Source organism: Elioraea sp. Yellowstone (assembly GCF_006704265.1).
GTDB lineage: Bacteria > Pseudomonadota > Alphaproteobacteria > Acetobacterales > Acetobacteraceae > Elioraea.
Window position 1 is genome coordinate 58,455 of the sequence record NZ_VIKA01000002.1, and the last position, 17,657, is coordinate 76,111.

A 17,657-nucleotide genomic window follows, 5' to 3' on the forward strand; every position below is an offset into this window, starting at 1 on the left:
GGCCTCGTTGATGACCGCCTCGCGGAGCCAGGGGTCGGTGATGTCCTGGATTGGGAGCGAAGCCACGCCCTGCTCGTGCCAGGCGCGGCGGCGAAGGGCCTCCATCTCAGGGTTCATCGTGACGCTGCGCGTGTGCTGATGCAGGCACGACCGCGGCTCGTGGGGGGAGCCAGGCCCAGTCATGCCGGCACCATCAGGACGTCGAACGACCCCGGCCTGCCCTTGCATGCCAGGATGGCTTCCGCGGTGGCCTCGTAAACCTCTACGCCGTGCGACCGTAGCCACGTGACCTTCCAATGCGGCGTCACGTTGGTCTTCACCACCTCCACCGCCGTCGTGACCTTCCCGCCCGCGATCAGCACCATGTCGCAGATGCAGATCAGCGCTCCCCACCGCTTGCGCAGCGTGGGGAGGGTGGGCTTCCGGCTGAACCCACAAGCGTCCCAGGCGGTCACGCCACCGCCACCCTCGGTGAACGGATACTCGACCACCACGCGGAAGGGCGCCGGCTCGCTTGCTTCGGCAGCGAAGGAGGTCAGCCACTTCGCCAAGCGGAGCTTTGCGCGGGTGTGCTCCGCGCTCTCGTTGATCTGCAGAGCACGGCGATGTCGACCGGGAGGTGCCATCTACGCAATCCCTCCGAGCGCGACAGAACCCCCGGCTATCTCATTGATATATATATTATTGTTGTTTCTGTTATTATGTAGCGGGGTGTCCTGGCCTGCACCCGCGCACGCGTGGCAGCGGGTCTTTCCCCCGCGCCCGCGCACGAAAGCACAGAACCCACAAAAGCCTGATTTCAAGGACTTGGAGGTAGGGCGCGGCGTTTCGTTATTCATCGCTGCCGGCCTCCTCCCCTGCCGGGTCCTGGGACGCCTGGACCAGCACATAGCGGGGGCCCGGCGGACGGCCGACCCCGGTGTAGGGCGGCGGTGCTGTCTCCATGACCACCCCGTTCGTCACCAGCGCGTCGATCACCTCGCCGAACTCGCGTGCGGTCAGCTTCAGCCCCTTGTGGAACAGGTCGCGCCGGCTGCACGGGCCGTGCTTGCTGATGATGTTGATGGCCTTGTTCAGCCGCTTCTCGAACTCGCTGTCGGCGAGGAAGCGTTGCGCGTCGCGGAGCACGGTCCTGGTGCAGTGCTCGGCCAGCGCCCAGCCCCAGGACAGCTCCGCCTCGGTGATCGCTGGATGCGCGGGGTTGCGGCTGATGGCGCAGATCAGCGCGAGCTTGCTGGCGTTCTCGCCGAGCCGGTTGACGATGGCGGCTTGCGGCGTGCCGGCCACCTTCGTTGCCCAGGCGTCCTCCTCGGCCAGCTTGCGGTCGTGCAAGACCTCGGCCGCGGCGGTCATCGGCACGGTGTAGGGCGCGGGCTCCTCGGTCGCCGTCATCGGCGCCACATGCACGTCTGGCAGGTTGCCTCGCGGCAGCGCATCGCCGTGCCCGCGCGCGATCGCTTTCAGCGCTTCGAGCAGTTCCGCCGGCGGCGTGATGATCCCTGCATCGCGGTTCCGCTCCGGCCGATCGGTGTCGGTGACGAACACCAGGAAGCGTGCGAGGGAGCCGTCCATCATCGCGCCGCCCTCAAGCGCCTTCCAGAATGTCGAGGGAGTGGTGGTGCCGAAGAAGCAGACGCAGGGCTGGTGGATGTCGACGCGGGGCGCGTCCTTCTTGTTGGCGTACTCCGTGCCGCGATAGATGCCCTTCGCCCGGCTGTAGAGCTTCATCAGTTCGGACCAGATGTCCGCTTTGTGCGCCGGGGCCCTGCCGCCCGTGACGGTGCCGAGGAACAGGCCGAACTCGTCGATCTGGAACAGCCGCGCCGGATGCTGCTCCAGGGCGGAGAGCATGCCGCGCCCCGAGGCGAGGTTCTCGCCGCCGAGGTAGTGATCCAGCTTCGCCAGATCGAAGCAGCGGCGGATCACCTCCGGCGCATGGTCCTTCCCGCCGCCGCTCTCGGCGACGGCCGCGACGTAGACGTTGGTGCGGAGGTCCGTGCGGGTGCGATACTTCCGTCCGGCCAGTGCCCCGACGGCACAGATGGCCGCGCCGAGGGCGAGGAAGGGCTGCGGCCGCAGCGCGGTCCTGCAGCACTCGTCGACGAGCATCTGCAAGACGCCGCCGGGCTGCATGATGTTGGCCGGAACGGGCAGCGGCTTGGCCTGCTGCTTGGCGCGGCTTGCGTACAGCGAGGACAGGAACGGTGCTGCGGGATGGATCGCGTTCTCGTGCGGCGTCAGCTCTGCCCTGGCGAGCAGCGCGGCCGCCGGATGCGGCTGCGCCATCTGGCTGGCCACGCTGCCGTTGAGGATCATCGCTGGCTCCGGCACCCAGCCACGATCGATCGCGAGCTGGTAGATCGTGCCCGCACCGACGCTGTGGGGCCGGAAGCCGGCCCAGCGGCGTTCCGGTGTGTCGGCGCGGCCGGACTGGCCGGATTTGCGTGATTGGCGCGACCAGTCGAGCCAGAGCTCGCGCCCGTCCTCGCCGAGCGCTGCCTTGATGGCGTTGCCGATGGTGATCCATTCGTTGCCGGGCAGGTCATGGTTCGGCAGCCAGGCCAGCGCCGCGGCGATCGCCTCGCGTGTGCCCTTGGGATCGCCCGGGCCATTGCAGGGCCGGCTCGCAGCGTCCTGGGGCAGCAGAGATGCCGTTCTGGCCTCGGCCGGCACGAGCGCGCTGGCGGCATCCAGGAAAGCGTGGCAGGCGGCTTCGTCCACCGCCGGCAGCCGATCGCGCGGCACGTCCAGCAGGCTCGCCTCCGGCCAGGCATAGGGCTGGCCGGTGTCGGGGTGGATGGCGTGGGCGACGAACTGCTGGCCGCGCGCCAGGAGCTCGATCGGGTGGCGCTTGCGGCCGGCAAACGCGCTCTCGGCGCGATAGACCAGCAGCCGCTTCGGCGCGCGGCCGATGCGCCAGCACGGCGTCTCGCCGAGCATGGTGGTGGCAAGAGTGGTGAGCTCGATCGCCAACGCGGCATCGAGGACGTCGATGTCGATGCCGACCACCGAACCGGTGGCGATGCCGATGCCGCAGCCAGGCCAGCGCGACCAGATCTCGATCTCGGCGCTGGTGGTCGCGCGGTCGCAGTGCCGGGCCCAGCCAGGATAGGGCTGCCACGCGCCGCCGCGGAACCGGCCGGGCACCTTGCTCGCCGGCATGATCGGGATCACCGGATAGCCGTTGTCGGCGAGGCGCGCGCCGTGCTCGGCCATGAAGCAGCGATCGGTCATGGCAGGGCCTGCCCCCTGTGAGGCAGAGCCAGATGCCGCCCCTGCTCCAGACGCCGCGCAAGCTCGTCCTGGTAGGCCGTGACGATCACCTCGAGCAGCGTCAGCCACTCCGCCTCGGTGAGCCGCGCGAGATCGGTCTTGCCGATGCTCTCCAGGTACTCGCCGGCCAGCGGGCTGGCGGCGGCGATCGCAGCGATCTCGTGCTCGTCGGGGTCAACCATGCCCCAGCTCCGGCAGAGCGCGTTCATGCAGCGCATGGAGCAGGCCGGCAGGATCGTGGAGGGCAGCACCAGCGGGTCGAACCAGCCGAAGCCGCGCGCGGTTCTGAGCCGACACGCGCTGCATCTCACCCGAACCTCGCCGCGGTGATCTCGGTGTATTGCCCGGTGGGGCGCACCTGGATGGCGACGGGCTGGCGCAGGGCGTTCGACGCCGCGAGCGCCTCGTCGACCGAGCACGGGACGGGCAGGTGCGGTGCGCGCCTCCGCCACCAACCGACCGCCTTCTCGCGCGGATAGCCGGTGTGCTGGAGGCAGACCCATTCGCTGTGTCGTGCCAGCCCGCATTCGTAGGTGACGCGCAGCGAGGGCGGCCTGCCGGGCTTCTCGTGGCGGGCGTAGCTGACGCCGGTGACGTCGCACCACGCCGCCTGGATCTGCGTCGAGAGCAGCGCGTCCGCCGCCGCCCGCGGTGCCACCTTCACCACCGGTGGCGGGAACTCGTGATCGCACGCGATGCAGCGCCGCACGCTGGCATGGTTGATGGTCTGGCATTCCGGGCAGACCTTGATCGGTGCCTCGCCGTCGCCGGCCGGCTCCTTCTTCCGCCCGTCCACCATGTCGATGGGGCCGTGCCGCGACGTGTTGCCGGCGAAGTCGAGAACGAGGCAGTCGTCCTTGCCCTCGGCGAGGCGGGTGCCCCGGCCGACCATCTGCACGTAGAGCCCGACGCTCTTCGTCGGCCGCAGCAGCGCGATCAGGTCGGTGCCCGGCGCATCGAAGCCGGTGGTCAGCACGTTGGCGTTGGTGACGCAGCGCAACCGCCCGGCCTTGAAGGCCGCGAGGATGCCGTCACGCTCCGGCGCTGGCGTGTCGCCGGTGACGGCCTCGCAGGAGATGCCGTGCTCGCGGATCGCGTCCCGCACGTGCCGCGCATGCGCGACCCCGGAGCAGAACACCAGCCACGATCCGCGGCCCTCGCCGTGCTGCACGATCTCGGCGACGGCGGCGCGCGTAACCTCGTCGCGGTCCACTGCCGCCTCGAGGTCCTTGGCGATGAACTCCCCGCCGCGCGTGCCCACACCCGCGACGTCGAGCTGGGTCTCGGTCTGCTTCGGCACCACGGGACAGAGATAGCCCTGCTGGATCATGTCCAGCACGGGCACCTCGTAGGCGATGTCGGTGAACAAGCGATCCTTGCCCTCATGCAGCAGGCCGCTGTCGAGCCGATACGGCGTGGCGGTGAAGCCGACGACCTTCAGCAGCCCGGCATTGATCTCGTTCAGCTGCGCGAGGAACGAGCGGTACATGCCGCTGTCGCTGCGTCCGAGCAGGTGCGCCTCGTCGATCAGCACCAGGTCGCAGCGCTGCACCTTGTAGGCGTGACGGTGGATCGACTGGATGCCGGCGAACAGGATCTGCGCGTGGATGTCGCGGCGGGACAGGCCGGCCGAGTAGATGCCGGCCGGCGCCTCAGGCCAGGCGCGAATGAGGGCCTGGAAATTCTGGGAGATCAGTTCCCGCTGGTGGGTCAAGACCAGCACACGCGTATCGGCGTAGGCCGCGATCGCCTCGCGGATGAAGCCGGCGATGACGACGCTCTTGCCGGTGTTATGGTGAACCGTGAAATCCGCGGTCAGGTAGAGATGATCGCCATCGAGGCTGAAGCCGAAGAAGTCATCCTCCGGCAGTGGCCGTAGATCGAATCCGGTGACCAGCGGGTTCTTCTTCTGGCGTCGCGGCGCAGCGCGTTTCCGTGCGACGCGGGTCGGGATCATGTCCGTGTCGCCGCTTATGGTGACGCGCCAGTAGGTGCCGCCGGATCCATTCTGATCGAACTTGCGACATGGCTGGCATGATGCGGCCAGTCCAAGACTGCGCGCGACGAACGTCACATCGCGGGCCAGCCTCTCCGACTTGCTGATGAAGTCGAAGCCGGTCCCGCCGAACAGATGCCCATCGGTGTCGAGAAGCCCCGCGAGGACACCGAGCCGGACATCCCTGCTGCCCAGCTTGTAGATGTCAGGGATGAACTTCTCGGCTGCGTTACGACCGGAGACGCCAAGCTGCCGCAGGATCGCAGTCACCCTGTTGGGCGTGCTGCGGCTCGCCTGGTCGTCGGCGAATGCGACCTGCCAGCATGTGGAGCGATCGTTCTCGCTCGCTCGGTATCGCAGACCGAGGCGCTCCATCTCGGCCCATAGGCCGTCCAGCACTTCGACGTCGGGACTGCTGATCGCCACCCCGTGGATGAGGCACCCATCGCCGAGCAGGGCGCCGAGTGCCCAAGCGTCAAGCTCCGGGGCGGGACGCGGAGGGAAGTCGATGGCCACACGCCGGAGCTTCCGGAGATGGCGCCACCACTTGGACCTCGTCAGGAACTCCCGCACCGTGATGTTGTCGATGCGTGTGCCGTCCTGTGCACAGCGATGCGGCTTTCCCTCACTCGTGGTGGCGAGGGACAGGATATGCCCTTCGTTGACCACGAACGGATCGCCGGCCCGCTTTGGTGTCACCCGCCACATGCGCTCTCTGCCGCGCGCGAGTGCCAGCACGCGGCGGGGCTTGCTGTCCGGACCCATGAGGCAGTCGCCCGGCGCGACGTCTTCGACGCGCTTGGTCGAGCCGTCGTGCATCAGGATCATGGTGCCAGCCGCATGGCAGCCGGTCGGCATCACCACGAGGGGATTGCCGGTGTTGCCGCCGAAATAGTCGTAGAGCGCGTCGATGGCGGCGCGCTGATAGGGGCGAAGCGAGAGGCTCATGCGGCGATGCCCAACGCCTCGGCATCGCCTCGCGCGAGCCACCGGCCACGGTGGCCGCAGCCGATACAGGTCAGGCCGAAGGCATGCGGACCGCTCCCCGGCCGCACGGCGTAGCGATCGCCGCCGCAGCGATGGCACGCGCCATGCGTGACGATGCGCGTCTCATCCGTCTCGGCCGGCACGCCATCCTGCCAGACGGTGCCATCGGGCAGCCGGTAGCTGACCCAGTCCTCACCGGCGTCGATCTGCTCGGCGGCAACCAGGTCAGGGATGAAGAGATGCGTGCCGCAGCCGGCGCGCTGCTCGTGCCGCGTCAGAACCTGCTGATGCCGGGCGCACTGCCAGGCGCCATGCGCGACGGGCGTGGCGTGCAGGCAGGAGCGGCAATGCCGGTCCGGCACCGCACCCGCATGGCAGACCGCGTGATGGTCGCAGAGCCTGCACTCCCACCAGGTCGGATCGTCGCTGATGCGCGCCGGCGGGCGTGCGGCGGCGATGATGCGCGCCGCCTTGGCCAGGATCCCCGCACCGGCCTCGGTGTCGTGGTGGATGCGCTCCTGGTAGAGCTCGTCGGTGTCCTTGCAGACCGCGAGATAGAAGGCGCGATCGAGGCCGGCGAGCTGCATGTAGGCCTGCATCTGCGCCCAGTGCAGCGGCTTGGCCGCCGCGACGCCCTCGGCTTTCAGCGCCGCGAACGATTTCACGCTGTGCGTCTTGAACTCGCAGACGTGCCAGGTCTTCGGCGCCTCAAGCAGCCCGAGCGCCACCGCGTCCATGCTGCCGCCGAAATGGCCGCTGGCGTCGCGCAGCGTCCACTGCCGGCCCGTCGCCGGATCGACGTCGAGCACCGTGACGCCGATGCGGCGGAGATCCGCCACGAAGCGCGCCTCGGCGAGGTGCCCGGTCTCGAACAGCCGCAGCAGCCTGCCCGCGTGGCGCGCCCGCGTCGCCCAGCGGAAGCTGTACCAGATCGCCCGCTCGCACGCGCCGCCGATCAGCGAGGCGCCGAGATGGTCGCGATAGCCATCGTCCGAAGCTGCCTCGTAGGCGGCATAGATCGCCTGGACGGTCGGGCTGGACGGCGCCGGCAGCGGAGCCATGCTCACCCCGCCCGACGCCAGGGCGGTGTCGCCGAGGCGGGAGGCGCGGGACGCGCCGGGGGCGGCGCGGCGGGCCGCGGCGCGGGAGCCGGGTTCGGCGCCGGCCGCGCTGGCGCGGCGCCGCCGAGCGCGGCATAGCCCTTCACCCGGTTCTGCTTCCGCTGCTCGTGCGGCGGCAGGTGCTTGTCGCGGCTGTCAGGCTCGACGGCGAGCGTCACCAGCAAGGGGCGGAAGTGCAGCTGCTCGCTGTCGCTCACCTGCATCTGCCCGACCGCATGGCAGATCGCCGAGAGCGTGCGCTGGGCGATCTCGACCGTCTGCTGGTTCGGGTTCACCAGATTGAGCTGGTCCCAGATCTTGCGGCCCTGGTGCGGCCCCTCGATCACGTCCAGCTCGAGCCAGAGGTACTGACCCGTGCCGGTGCGCGTCGCGCGCATCTCGCTGTTGACGATCTGCGCGGGATAGCGGCCGGGTGGCAGCAGCTCGAGGGGGGCGGCGGGAGCGACGCCGGTGGCGTCGAAGGTGTCGTGCAGCTGGGCCATGGATCAGCTCCGCGGGCTCGGGGTGGCGTCGGCGTAGAAGGGGACGGCAGCGGCGAAGTCCGGCCAGGAGAGCGGCAGCGTCTCCGGCAGGCCGAAGCGGTTCTTCGCCAGGAAGGCTGGGCGCTCGACGGTGTGCAGGAGCCGGTCGCCGCCGCTGACGCCGCGCACCACCTTCTTGTTGAAGCCGACCTCCGATTTCAGCGTGGTGACGCGATAGTTCGCGAACAGCACGGCATCGACGTGCTCCTGCACCAGCGCCGAGGCCCGCGCGTGCAGCTTCGGCTGGTAGCGGTCGTAGGGTTCGGTCTCCGGGCTGTCGAAGCGCCGGATCTCGGCATGGGCGATCATGATCACGCCCATGCCGCGCTCGTCGCGCAGCGCATTGATGCCGTCGAGGAAGCTGCGCCAGGTATCCAGTGCCGCCAGATAGCCCTTGCCATAGCCGAACGCTTCGATGTTCGGCTGGCCGTGAAGCTGCGCGGTGTGCTGCCACACCAGCGGCTCGAGCCAGTCCAGGCTGTCGATGACGACGGTCTTGAAGTCGTTCGGCTCGCTGTAGAGGCAGGCCAACGCCTCCATCACCGCCTCGAAGCTGCGCAGCAGGCCGAAGGTCGGCGCCTCGATCAGGCCGAGCCCATCCTCGGTCTGCAGCACGATCGGGTTCGGCGACGAGGTGCCCCACAGCGTCTTGCCGACGCCGGCGACGCCGTAGAGCAGCAGGCTGGGCGGACGCGTCGCGCCGCCGCGCCGCAGCGATGCAAGCGAGATCGCCATCAATGCGTCTCCTTCACTGCGCGCGGCTTGGCCTTGATCACGTCGACCTTGATCTCGCCGCCGGCGCGGGCGACCGCCTCGGCGAACGCATCGAGCGTCGGCTCGAAGGCAGCGACGTCCTTGGCACGCGCCATGGCGTCGCCTCCCAGCGGGATCGCAACGAGGATGCGGAGCTCGTGGGCCATCAGGCAGGATCCTTCAGTTCGAGGCTGTAGGAGGGACGGCCGGCGGCGACGGTGCGGGCTGGCTCGAACAGGGCGCGGATGCGCGGCGGCCAGGCGCTGAAGCGGGCCTCGGGGACGCGCAGCTCGGTGGCGACGTAGTCGGCCGGGTCCTCGCCCCAGCCACGCAGCGTGGCGATCGCCTCGGCCAGCTTCGGCTGATCCCACCGCACCTTCTTGGGAAGGTCCGCCAGGATCTCGAACCCATCCTGCTCGAGGCGGACACGGCCGGTGTCCTTACCCTCCGCGCGGCGCGCTGCCGTGGCCGCCTCGCCGAAGCGCACATGCAGCGCGTCGTGCAGCAGATCACCGAGACGCTTCGCGTCCGCCTTGAGGTCGCCGACCTCATCGAGCAGCAGCGCAAGCTGGTCGAGCGGCAGGCGCGCCACCTCGGCAGCCGTCATCGCGCGCAACTGCGCGAGTGTGGTTCGGTTGGGGATGCTCATCGTGTCACCTTCATGAGTCCGATCACCCACAGCAGGGCGAGGCAGCTCGCGACGTACAGCATGCCGCCGAGCAGCAGACGGAACGGTTCGCGCAACCGGCTGTGCCTCACGCGGTACTCCGCGTGATGGCGTCGGCGGGCGGGGTCGGCCCCTGCTCGATGGCGCTGCGGCGCTTGCGACGCTGCGCATCCGAATCGGCATCGAGGCGGGCGCTGCGGCCGGCGATCTCGAGCCAGACGTGCAACGGCACCACGACGAGCGGCGCGGCCCGATCACGCCACAGGAACAGCGCGTCGTTCTTGCCGAGCCAGCGTTCGAGCGTCTTGAACCCACCGCCTTCGCCGCGAGCCTTCACCTCCGCCTTCAGCGCCTGCGGCCCGCGCACATGCAGGTCGAGGTCGGCCCCGTTGCCCTGGTAGTGCAAGGCTCCGGACAGCGGCACGCGCTCGGCGCGGATGCCGCAGGCGGTGTGAAGCTGCACCAGCGCGCGCTCGCGCCGCAGCCCCTTGTCGCGGGAGGACTTGCCCATGGCCGGCCTCACCGCAGCCGCGTCATCAGCGCAGCCAGGCAGATCAGCTGATCGCCGCGGCGGCGGCTCTCCTCTGCCGCGCGGATCAGTGCCTCACCGCGCTGCGCAAGGTCCGCGGCCTCATCTGCGAACACCATCTCACCCTGCGCGGGCACGAGGTCCGACAGCACCGAGACGAGGCCACGCAGCGCAAGCTGGCGCAGCAATGGCGGGAGCTGGACCGGATCACCGAGCAGATCGAGGTCACGCAGAAGCTCATCCAGCGTCACGACTGGACTCCTTTCGGATCGAGGGCGAAGGGGGGCCGTGAAGGCCTCCGGCTAGGCGGCGCGCCGTCCTGCGACGCGCCGGGGCCGTGGGCGGATCACCGCGAGATACGCGACGCTGTCAGGCGCGACGCGGCGCTGCACGAGATGCACCAGCCCCTCCTCGTGCATCCGCCACGCACGGCGCGCGAGGCGATCGAGCTCGGCGCGCTGCGGTGCCGGCAAGGTCGAGACGATCGCGTCGCGATCGGCCGGAAGGTGGCCGATGTGATAGACGAGCGGATCGCCGGGCGATGCGTCGGCGAAGCGGTCGCACAGCTCGTTCTCGGTCAGCACGAGGGCAGCCAGATCGGCCGTGCTCAGCCGGGTCGCCTTGGACGGGGTAGCGGAGGACGTGAGGCGCATCGTCTGGTCTCCCTGCGACGCGTGGGGGCTCACTCAGTCATTTACGGATCAGCGCGGCGCCGTTCTCACGCCCTCGGCGTCCGCCGTTTCGATTGGCGAACGCCGGTGGTACGCTGAGGCCGTGCACCGCGCGCGCGCAGCCAGAAGCGGAGCTCCGTGAGCTCGCGATAGAAGCTGGCCGATGACGCCGAGTGCGCCTCGCGCGCATCCACCACGTCGGCGTGCGCAAGGATCTCGCGCAGCAGCCCGCGTGGTCCGCTCGGCAGGTCAGCCGCTGCGCTCAGGAAGGCGAGGCGCGCGTCCACATCCGTCTGGTCCGCGCGCAGCGTGCGTCGCGCATCGCGCCCTTCCTCGGCGTCGAGGCTCACATGCGGCGGTAGGTGTGGCTGTCGCGCACGGTCGATGACGACGCGTCGCGCCAGCACCCCGACGAAGGTCGCCCAGGAGCCCCGCGCGGCATCGAATCGCGGGCTCGCCTCGACGATGGCGAGCAGGATGTCCTGGATCAGATCCTCCCGATCCGCTCGCGACAGGCGACGCTGTCGGGCGAATCGGGCGGCCAGGGCCCGGGCACAGCCAAGCGCCACGCGCAGCTGACTATGGTCCCACGCCTGCGGCGCGTGTGTGCGGGGCTCCTGTTTTTCGATCACCATGCGGCACCTTCGGCTCGGTCGGTTGCGATGCGCCGAGATGACCGCCCGGGCGGGGGGTGCAGCTAGTGCCGAGGGGTGCGCAGGGGTGCGCTGAGACCCTCAGCGATCATCGCACCCTTCGCAAATTCAATGCCTTGGCGTGCTGCATCGTGTCCTGGCCGTGATGGGGTGCGGCGGTGCTCGATCACCGCACCCCCTGCCGCCTGAGGCGCTGGACTTCCCCTTGGGCCGGAACATAGAGTGAACACGCTGTTTCCTGATCATCTCCAATCGAGGGACTTTCGTCCTTTGCCGATCGCGATCGCCTACCGCCCAGAAGCGGCTCTGAACCCGCATGCCGACGCTGCGGCCGGGACCATCCGTGCCGTCGCCGCGCAGGTCCGGCGCCAAGTCCCGCGCGACCCGGACAGTCTCGCGCTGGCGCTGCCAGCGCTGATCGATGCCTGCCGGGTTGTCGCGGTGAACGGGCGGCGCCTCGCGGTCTCGTGGGACCTCGGCCGCGCGCTGCACGACGAGGTCGGCAACGCTGTGCTCGGCCTCTGCGATATCGATGCCGATGAGCCGGGGTGGGCCTACATCGCCGTCAACGGGCCGATGACGGCGCACCGACCGGACCTCGCACTGAGCACAGCGGCGCACGAGCTCGCGCATCTTCTGTTCGACGTGCCCGCAGCCTTGGCGCGCGGCGAGCAGCGCTACCACGCCGTGGCGCGCTCCCCACGCGCTCTCGATCGCCTTGGCCGGGGCGCCGAGGCGCGGGCGAACGAATTCATGGGTGCGCTGCTGGCACCGCCAGTGCCGCTGCACACACGGTTGCTGGCTCATGCGCGCAGCGAGGCGTTGCGCCTCTGTCGCCGGCCGCATCACGGCAGGCCGGGCAGTCCGGTCGTTGCTGCGGGCAATTGCCCAGAGGCGTTGGCCGGTGTGCTCGCTGCGCTCGCGGCAGATTTTGGCGTCTCGGAGCGGTTCATCGCCGTGCGTCTGTCGCGCTACGGCCTGGTGGAAGGAGGGGTGTGATGGCGTTCGGCGACGTGGTGCGAGCCCGACGCACCGAGCTTGGCATCGGCCTGAACGAGCTGGCCGAGCGGCTGGAGATCTCCCCAGGCTATCTGTCGCGGGTCGAGCGCAATCTCGACAAGCCACCGAGTGACGAGATCGTCCAGCGCGTGGCGGCGATCCTCGGCATCCCGCTCGACGCGCTCTTCGTTGAGGCGCAGCGCCTGCCGCCTGACATGCGCAGCGACATGGGCAGCGTGGTGCTCGCCTATCGGCGCATGCGCACCCTCCGCGCCGGCCGACGGAGCCTGTGATGGCGAACGCGCCGAAGAAGAAAGTGTTCTATCAGATCGACGAAGTCTGCGAGCGGCTCGGCCTCTCCTTGCTGGACATGTCCGTACTCGCCTCGGAGGGCAAAGTGCGGCTCTGCACGGCCGTTCCCGGCGTGCGGGTCGAGGAAGGGCACTACGAGATCGCCCCGGATGGCAGCACAACGTGGATCGCGGCGGTCGAGAGTTACGTCCGCGGATTGGTGGATCTTCGCCCTGAAGACGCCTGGTATGTGCTGCGTTCCGGATCGCAGGTGATCTTCTGGCTCGCTGCCGAAGCTGGCCGCTATCGGCGCCTGATCAGCACGAGCGAGGACGATCGTGGGTACACGGTGATCCGCGAGGAAGTCGGCGTGCGTCACGAGGAGCTCAAGCGCTATGTGGCTCTGGAGGAGTCGCTCGACGATTTCGGGCATGGTGCAAGGGCCGGCGGTCGCGGATCGCAGCCCCACTATGATTGGGATGCCGCGCGCCTCGAAGCGTTCCGCCGGATCTACTTCGAGGGGGTTCCCGAGTCCTTCGGCGCTCTCATCCGTCACATCCAGGCGTGGTTCGCCCGCCAGGGAGGCAGAGTTCCGGATGAGAGCACGCTGAAGCGCCGGCTCCGCGACATCTGGGCGGTGTTCGGCACGGAGGCGACGCAGAAGGCAGCGTAACCTCGGGGCCGCGCTTGGCCGGTGAGAACGGGAGAGGGCTCGATCCGTAGATGACAGGCAGGACGATGCGTGAAGGATCACGATGGCCCTGCCGAGCACGAATCACCACCTCCCACCCCACCTGCGCGAGGTGTGTCAGATCCTGGCGCGTGGGATCGTGCGGCTCAGGAGCCGCAGCATCGCCGCGATCGATGCCCAGGCTCGGGACTGCGGAGAGAGTTCGCTACCCGCGACTCCCCGCCAGCGCCGTCATGCGAACCCCCGAGAGACGGAGGACGCATGACACGACGATCGAAGCCGCCGGTGGCCGAAGCGGAGGCCCCGGTGTTCCCCACCATCCCGCCGGCGCAGGTGCTGTCGCGGCTGGCGGCGCTGCAGACGGCATCCACGCCGGAACTGAAGCAGCAGTGGCGCGAGCTGTTCGGCAAGGAGCCGCCGGCGTTCAACCGCGCCTACCTGCAGAGCCGGCTCGCCTACCGGATCCAGGAACTCGCCTATGGCGGCCTCAAGCCCGAGACGCGGGCGCGGCTCGAGGCGCTCGGTGAGCAGCTCGACGGCGGCAACGCGGTGCTGCGGCGGATCCGCGCCGACAGCCGACCGCTGCCCGGCACGCGGCTCGTGCGCGAGTACGGCGGCGTCCAGCACGTCGTCACCGTGCGCGCCGACGACTTCGAGTACGAGGGCCGCCGCTACGCCTCGCTCTCCGCGATCGCGCGCCACATCACCGGCACGAGGTGGAACGGCTGGACCTTCTTCGGTCTCAAGGGGAGCGCGTCGTGAGCCGCCGCAAGCTCCCCGACCTGCCGGCGTCGGTCACCCGCAAGCGCTGTGCGGTCTACACCCGGAAGAGCACCGAGGAGGGGTTGGACCGCGAGTTCAACACCCTCGACGCCCAGCGCGAAGCCTGCGAGGCCTGCATCGCCAGCCAGCGCGCCGAGGGCTGGACCCTGGTCGCCGACCGCTACGACGACGGCGGGTTCTCGGGAGGGAGCCTGGACCGCCCCGCCCTGAAACGCCTGCTCGCCGACATCGAGCGCGGCCTGGTCGACGTGGTGGTAGTCTACAAGATCGACCGCCTCTCCCGCTCGCTGATGGACTTCGCCCGGCTGGTCGAGGTGTTCGACGCCCACGAGGTGACCTTCGTCTCGGTGACGCAGTCGTTCAACACCACGACCAGCATGGGCCGGCTGACCCTGAACATCCTGCTCTCCTTCGCCCAGTTCGAGCGCGAGGTGATCGGCGAGCGCATCCGCGACAAGGTCGCCGCCTCGAAGGCACGGGGCATGTGGATGGGCGGCAAGGTGCCGCTCGGCTACGACGTGCGCGACCGCAAGCTGCTGGTGAATGAGGCCGAAGCCGCGCGCGTGCGGCGCGTGTTCGAGCTCTTCGCCGAGACCGGCTCGGGCATCGAGACCATGCGCCGGTGCCGGGCCGAGGGCATCGCGACCAGGAGCGGGCGCCTGATCGACAAGGGCGACGTCTACAAGATCCTGCATCTCCGGACCTACGTCGGCGAGGTCGCGCACCGCGGCAGCATCTACCCCGGCGAGCACGCGGCGATCGTCTCGCGCGCGCTCTGGGACCGCGTGCACGCGCTCCTGCAGGTCAGTCCGCGCGCGCGGGCGCAGGCGAACCGGTCGCAGTCGCCAGCGCTGCTGAAGGGGCTGATCTTCGGCGCCGACGGCCGCGCGCTCTCGCCCACGCACAGCCGCAAGAACGGCCGCCTATACCGCTACTACGTGGCGCAGCGCGCGCTGAAGGGCGAGGCCGACGACGGGATCGTCCGGCGCGTCTCGGCGGCGCAGATCGAGGCAGCGGTGATGACGCAGCTGCGCGCCCTGCTGCGCCAGCCGGAGGTGGTGGTGGGCACGTGGATGGCGGCGAAGGTGGAGGATCCGGACCTGACAGAAGCTGACGTGCGCGAGGCGCTCGGGCGGCTCGAGCCGTTGTGGGACGAGTTGTTCCCCGCCGAGCAGCAGCGGATCGTCCGCTCCCTGGTCGAACGCGTCACGGTCGGGCTCGACGGTGCGGAGATCCGCCTCCGGGTCGAGGGCCTCGCGAGCCTGGTGCGCGATCTCGGGCTGGTCGGTGCCGAGAGGGTAGCGGCGTGACCGGACCCACGCACATCACCGTCCGCGTGCCGCTCAGGATCCGCCGCCGGCCCGGGCGCAAGACCGTCGTCACGCCCGTAGTGGACGGACTGCCCGCGGAGGCCACCACCCGCGCCGATCCCGCGCTGCTGAAGGCGCTCGCCCGCGCCTTCCGCTACCAGCGCATGCTCGACGATGGGCGCTACGCCTCGATCAGCGAGATGGCCGCGGCGGAGAAGCTGGATCGCGGCTACCTCGGACGGCTGCTCCAACTCACCCTGCTCGCACCGGACATCGTCGAGGCGATCGTCGAGAGGAGGCAGGCGGAGGGAGTGACGCTGCCGGAGTTGATGGAGCCGTTTCCGGTGGCCTGGTCGGAGCAGCGCCTCGCTGTGCAATCTGACTGCGGAGTCGCCCCCCGGCTCACGCGGGTCCGGCCTTCCCCGCCTGGCACAGCAGCTTGCGCGCCTGCCCCTCCCTGGCCGCCGCTGCGGTGAGCATCCGGCGAGGCGACAAGGCTGCGCAGCCGCGCCCGCCGTATCATGCGCCCGGGGGCGGCGCGACGCTGCTCCAGGCTCGCTGGATGCCACGGCAGGCGGCGCGCAGATTGGCCTCGCGGGTGAGATACTGGCTCGACGCCCGGTGCCGCTCCCGCCGCTGGACGTCCACCGAAAAGCAATGCGCGGGAGAGGGCATACCTAGCCCGGCGAGCTGCTCCGCGCAGGCCATGTACACCAGTGTCGCGGCGTACATCCCCACGTCCCTACGCCGTGCGCTCGCCGCCTCGCTCTCGCCGTCCGCCCCCTTGGAGAGCCGGAGGAGGACGCCGCCCGTCAGGTCTCCGCGCCTCCGATCGCTCGCCCTGACGACGAGGTCCAGCGACACGGTCACCGCCACGCCCTCAATGTCCAACGGGCCGAGACCTTGCGGCGGGGCCTCGAAGTACATCCCCCCGAAGCCGAAGCTGTTCAGCCCGGCCTGGAAGGCATCGATGGCGCCGATCGAGGCCCGCGCGTCCTCACGCGCGAAAGGGCGCCCCGTGGGATCTTCGGCCAGCATCTCAAGGCGGGCTCTGGCCTCGAGAAGGATCTGCGCGCTCCGGTGAGGATCCGCCAAGAAGCGAACAATGGCGCGCCTCGCATCGCGATACCGCACGACCGGAGCCGCAGGTTGCCAACGCGCCCGCTGGATGATTCCCTCCCTCCCCACGTCGCTGGCAACCATGTAGGCGGCCAGTTCGTTCGCGGAGATTGTGGGCGTGCTGCGCTCCCTGATAGGGGATCTAGCCATGGACGACCTCTTCTGGTCTGCACCGCTCGGCGCGAATCGGACGCTCTGCGTATCGACTCTATCTCAAGCCGCGCTCGCGCAGTGCGAGGTAGAGGCGTTCGGTAGCGATTTCGGCTATTTCGTATACGAAGTGGATGAGCGGCCGCGCTCCGCCGGCATCTCGGTGCTCGCCAAGGCCACGTCCGAGGATGCGGCAGTGCGGCTCGCCGAGATACTCGCCCTGCGTTTTGCGGCGGATGCAACCGCGCCCCCGCTTACCGCAGTCTAGCTACGGGCGCTGGTCCATTCCTCCCGCGCCTCGCAGTGCCTCTGCCACCAGTCTCTGAGCTCCTGGAGCCGGTCGGCCGGCGCGAACGGTAGGTCCAGATACCGGAAGTGATCGTGCTGCGGCACTGGGACCGCACCGCGGCTGCTACCCCACAGAAGGTCGAGCTCGATGCGCTGAGCAGCTTGCACCAGCGAGCGTTGGGCAGCCTCCAGCCCGTTGAGGGTGACGCCAAAGCGCTCGATACCGGCACGCCGCCGCGATAACTCGTCGGCGGCTTGCACCACGAACTTGTGCCGCAACTCGACCAACGAGGTGACCGTCTGGTCCTCCAGCAACGCGCGGATTCCATCGAACATCGCGGGCTGGATGGTGTCCGTGCGCGACCGGTCCGCCGGCGCCTTCCCGGACAGCGCATCGAAGGCTCTGTGGCCCCTCTCGGCGGTGTCGAACGCCTCCGGGCCCTCGGTGGGCAGATACATCGTCACCACACCCGTGGTCGGCCGCGGCGCCTTGGCCCACAACGCCCGCTCCGCTGCCGCGGCCTCGTACGGCAGTCCGTCGTGGCAGACGAACACCTCGCGCGTGACGAGTGCTGGTGGGCCTCAATGTCGTCGAGAAGGCGGCGTAGGCTGATGACATCCTTGCGCTTGTCCACGAGCCTGCTGACCGCGAGGATCTACGTCGCCACGAAACCCTGGTCGAGCATGGATGCAAGCATCGGCGCGACCGCAGAGGTCGGCTGTTCCTTCGTGGCAAAGCGCCGGGCCTCGTTCAGCAGCCTGAATACGGCATCGTCCTACATCAACCCGTAAAGTTGCCTGTTGATGCTGTTGTGCGGGTCTCCCTGAAGCCAGCCGAGCCATGCGGTCCGCTTG

22 protein-coding genes are annotated in these 17,657 nt (G+C 69.5%); 7 read left to right on the forward strand and 15 right to left on the reverse strand.

Translation table 11 applies throughout. From position 1 onward, the window contains the following. Positions 1–179: 179 nt before the first annotated feature. The 13 genes from FK498_RS00805 to FK498_RS00865 all read right to left on the reverse strand — a co-directional run bounded on the left by FK498_RS00805 (position 180) and on the right by FK498_RS00865 (position 11,153). Positions 180–626, reverse strand: a complete 447-nt coding sequence (locus tag FK498_RS00805; protein WP_141850904.1) for a hypothetical protein — start codon at positions 624–626, stop codon at positions 180–182. Between the two features lie 205 nt (positions 627–831). After that, positions 832–3,234, reverse strand: coding sequence for a bifunctional DNA primase/polymerase (locus FK498_RS00810; RefSeq protein WP_141850905.1), 2,403 nt, complete (start codon positions 3,232–3,234; stop codon positions 832–834). Further along, positions 3,231–3,584, reverse strand: a complete 354-nt coding sequence (locus tag FK498_RS00815) for a DUF6511 domain-containing protein (protein WP_141850906.1) — start codon at positions 3,582–3,584, stop codon at positions 3,231–3,233. The genes FK498_RS00810 and FK498_RS00815 overlap by 4 nt, the downstream gene beginning before the upstream one ends. Next, entirely contained in the window at positions 3,581–6,217 is a 2,637-nt protein-coding gene (locus FK498_RS00820; protein ID WP_141850907.1) for a Hint domain-containing homing endonuclease, read from the reverse strand. Before FK498_RS00820 ends, FK498_RS00815 begins: the two co-directional genes overlap by 4 nt. Then, on the reverse strand, positions 6,214–7,317 hold the full coding sequence (locus tag FK498_RS00825; RefSeq protein ID WP_202614691.1) for a PD-(D/E)XK nuclease family protein: 1,104 nt from the start codon (positions 7,315–7,317) through the stop codon (positions 6,214–6,216). Before FK498_RS00825 ends, FK498_RS00820 begins: the two co-directional genes overlap by 4 nt. 2 nt (positions 7,318–7,319) lie before the next feature. Then, positions 7,320–7,859: a DUF669 domain-containing protein gene (locus FK498_RS00830; RefSeq protein ID WP_141850908.1), complete on the reverse strand. Its 540-nt coding sequence runs from the start codon at positions 7,857–7,859 to the stop codon at positions 7,320–7,322. A gap of 3 nt (positions 7,860–7,862) precedes the next feature. Further along, positions 7,863–8,633 (reverse strand): ATP-binding protein, encoded by a 771-nt coding sequence (locus FK498_RS00835; protein WP_141850909.1) that lies wholly within the window; start codon positions 8,631–8,633, stop codon positions 7,863–7,865. Next, positions 8,633–8,818, reverse strand: a complete 186-nt coding sequence (locus FK498_RS00840) for a hypothetical protein (RefSeq protein WP_141850910.1) — start codon at positions 8,816–8,818, stop codon at positions 8,633–8,635. Before FK498_RS00840 ends, FK498_RS00835 begins: the two co-directional genes overlap by 1 nt. Further along, positions 8,818–9,300 carry a hypothetical protein gene (locus tag FK498_RS00845; RefSeq protein ID WP_141850911.1) on the reverse strand — a complete coding sequence of 161 codons (483 nt, stop codon included), beginning with the start codon at positions 9,298–9,300 and terminating at the stop codon, positions 8,818–8,820. Before FK498_RS00845 ends, FK498_RS00840 begins: the two co-directional genes overlap by 1 nt. A gap of 106 nt (positions 9,301–9,406) precedes the next feature. After that, entirely contained in the window at positions 9,407–9,829 is a 423-nt protein-coding gene (locus tag FK498_RS00850) for a hypothetical protein (RefSeq protein ID WP_202614692.1), read from the reverse strand. An 8-nt stretch (positions 9,830–9,837) separates the two neighbouring features. Beyond that, on the reverse strand, positions 9,838–10,098 hold the full coding sequence (locus FK498_RS00855) for a hypothetical protein (protein ID WP_141850912.1): 261 nt from the start codon (positions 10,096–10,098) through the stop codon (positions 9,838–9,840). Positions 10,099–10,149: 51 nt separating this feature from the next. Continuing rightward, entirely contained in the window at positions 10,150–10,500 is a 351-nt protein-coding gene (locus tag FK498_RS00860; RefSeq protein ID WP_141850913.1) for a hypothetical protein, read from the reverse strand. 65 nt (positions 10,501–10,565) lie between these two features. Further along, entirely contained in the window at positions 10,566–11,153 is a 588-nt protein-coding gene (locus FK498_RS00865) for a sigma factor (RefSeq protein WP_141850914.1), read from the reverse strand. 240 nt (positions 11,154–11,393) lie between these two features. On the opposite strand from FK498_RS00865, the gene FK498_RS00870 reads away from it, so the two are divergent. The 6 genes from FK498_RS00870 to FK498_RS00895 all read left to right on the forward strand — a co-directional run bounded on the left by FK498_RS00870 (position 11,394) and on the right by FK498_RS00895 (position 15,721). Continuing rightward, positions 11,394–12,170, forward strand: coding sequence for an ImmA/IrrE family metallo-endopeptidase (locus FK498_RS00870; protein WP_141850915.1), 777 nt, complete (start codon positions 11,394–11,396; stop codon positions 12,168–12,170). Beyond that, on the forward strand, positions 12,170–12,463 hold the full coding sequence (locus tag FK498_RS00875; RefSeq protein WP_141850916.1) for a helix-turn-helix domain-containing protein: 294 nt from the start codon (positions 12,170–12,172) through the stop codon (positions 12,461–12,463). Before FK498_RS00870 ends, FK498_RS00875 begins: the two co-directional genes overlap by 1 nt. Beyond that, a complete protein-coding gene (locus FK498_RS00880; RefSeq protein WP_141850917.1) occupies positions 12,463–13,134 on the forward strand; it encodes a hypothetical protein in 672 nt (223 codons plus the stop codon). The genes FK498_RS00875 and FK498_RS00880 overlap by 1 nt, the downstream gene beginning before the upstream one ends. 279 nt (positions 13,135–13,413) lie before the next feature. Continuing rightward, complete coding sequence (locus tag FK498_RS00885) at positions 13,414–13,914, forward strand: DUF2924 domain-containing protein (protein ID WP_141850918.1); 501 nt, start codon at positions 13,414–13,416, stop codon at positions 13,912–13,914. After that, on the forward strand, positions 13,911–15,245 hold the full coding sequence (locus FK498_RS00890) for a recombinase family protein (RefSeq protein WP_141850919.1): 1,335 nt from the start codon (positions 13,911–13,913) through the stop codon (positions 15,243–15,245). Before FK498_RS00885 ends, FK498_RS00890 begins: the two co-directional genes overlap by 4 nt. Continuing rightward, positions 15,242–15,721 carry a hypothetical protein gene (locus FK498_RS00895; protein WP_237560791.1) on the forward strand — a complete coding sequence of 160 codons (480 nt, stop codon included), beginning with the start codon at positions 15,242–15,244 and terminating at the stop codon, positions 15,719–15,721. The genes FK498_RS00890 and FK498_RS00895 overlap by 4 nt, the downstream gene beginning before the upstream one ends. A gap of 43 nt (positions 15,722–15,764) precedes the next feature. Here the strand turns inward: FK498_RS00895 and FK498_RS00900 are convergent, their stop codons facing one another. Next, positions 15,765–16,514, reverse strand: a complete 750-nt coding sequence (locus FK498_RS00900; protein ID WP_141850920.1) for a hypothetical protein — start codon at positions 16,512–16,514, stop codon at positions 15,765–15,767. Here FK498_RS00900 and FK498_RS00905 point away from each other — a divergent pair. Then, on the forward strand, positions 16,513–16,782 hold the full coding sequence (locus FK498_RS00905; protein WP_141850921.1) for a hypothetical protein: 270 nt from the start codon (positions 16,513–16,515) through the stop codon (positions 16,780–16,782). The two genes, FK498_RS00900 and FK498_RS00905, sit on opposite strands and share 2 nt — an antisense overlap. Here the strand turns inward: FK498_RS00905 and FK498_RS00910 are convergent. Continuing rightward, positions 16,779–17,261, reverse strand: coding sequence for a hypothetical protein (locus FK498_RS00910; protein WP_141850922.1), 483 nt, complete (start codon positions 17,259–17,261; stop codon positions 16,779–16,781). The genes FK498_RS00905 and FK498_RS00910 overlap by 4 nt on opposite strands. Positions 17,262–17,657 lie beyond the last annotated feature (396 nt).

Excerpts from the sequence above, each read along its gene's own strand:
- FK498_RS00865 (WP_141850914.1), bottom strand. The coding sequence starts at position 11,153 with ATGGTGATCGAAAAACAGGAGCCCCGCACACACGCGCCGCAGGCGTGG.
- FK498_RS00860 (WP_141850913.1), bottom strand. The coding sequence starts at position 10,500 with ATGCGCCTCACGTCCTCCGCTACCCCGTCCAAGGCGACCCGGCTGAGC.
- FK498_RS00905 (WP_141850921.1), top strand. The coding sequence starts at position 16,513 with ATGGACGACCTCTTCTGGTCTGCACCGCTCGGCGCGAATCGGACGCTC.
- FK498_RS00825 (WP_202614691.1), bottom strand. The coding sequence starts at position 7,317 with ATGGCTCCGCTGCCGGCGCCGTCCAGCCCGACCGTCCAGGCGATCTAT.
- FK498_RS00830 (WP_141850908.1), bottom strand. The coding sequence starts at position 7,859 with ATGGCCCAGCTGCACGACACCTTCGACGCCACCGGCGTCGCTCCCGCC.
- FK498_RS00910 (WP_141850922.1), bottom strand. The coding sequence starts at position 17,261 with ATGTATCTGCCCACCGAGGGCCCGGAGGCGTTCGACACCGCCGAGAGG.
- FK498_RS00880 (WP_141850917.1), top strand. The coding sequence starts at position 12,463 with ATGGCGAACGCGCCGAAGAAGAAAGTGTTCTATCAGATCGACGAAGTC.
- FK498_RS00850 (WP_202614692.1), bottom strand. The coding sequence starts at position 9,829 with ATGGGCAAGTCCTCCCGCGACAAGGGGCTGCGGCGCGAGCGCGCGCTG.
- FK498_RS00845 (WP_141850911.1), bottom strand. The coding sequence starts at position 9,300 with ATGAGCATCCCCAACCGAACCACACTCGCGCAGTTGCGCGCGATGACG.
- FK498_RS00805 (WP_141850904.1), bottom strand. The coding sequence starts at position 626 with ATGGCACCTCCCGGTCGACATCGCCGTGCTCTGCAGATCAACGAGAGC.
- FK498_RS00900 (WP_141850920.1), bottom strand. The coding sequence starts at position 16,514 with ATGGCTAGATCCCCTATCAGGGAGCGCAGCACGCCCACAATCTCCGCG.
- FK498_RS00810 (WP_141850905.1), bottom strand. The coding sequence starts at position 3,234 with ATGACCGATCGCTGCTTCATGGCCGAGCACGGCGCGCGCCTCGCCGAC.
- FK498_RS00820 (WP_141850907.1), bottom strand. The coding sequence starts at position 6,217 with ATGAGCCTCTCGCTTCGCCCCTATCAGCGCGCCGCCATCGACGCGCTC.
- FK498_RS00840 (WP_141850910.1), bottom strand. The coding sequence starts at position 8,818 with ATGGCCCACGAGCTCCGCATCCTCGTTGCGATCCCGCTGGGAGGCGAC.
- FK498_RS00875 (WP_141850916.1), top strand. The coding sequence starts at position 12,170 with ATGGCGTTCGGCGACGTGGTGCGAGCCCGACGCACCGAGCTTGGCATC.
- FK498_RS00885 (WP_141850918.1), top strand. The coding sequence starts at position 13,414 with ATGACACGACGATCGAAGCCGCCGGTGGCCGAAGCGGAGGCCCCGGTG.
- FK498_RS00835 (WP_141850909.1), bottom strand. The coding sequence starts at position 8,633 with ATGGCGATCTCGCTTGCATCGCTGCGGCGCGGCGGCGCGACGCGTCCG.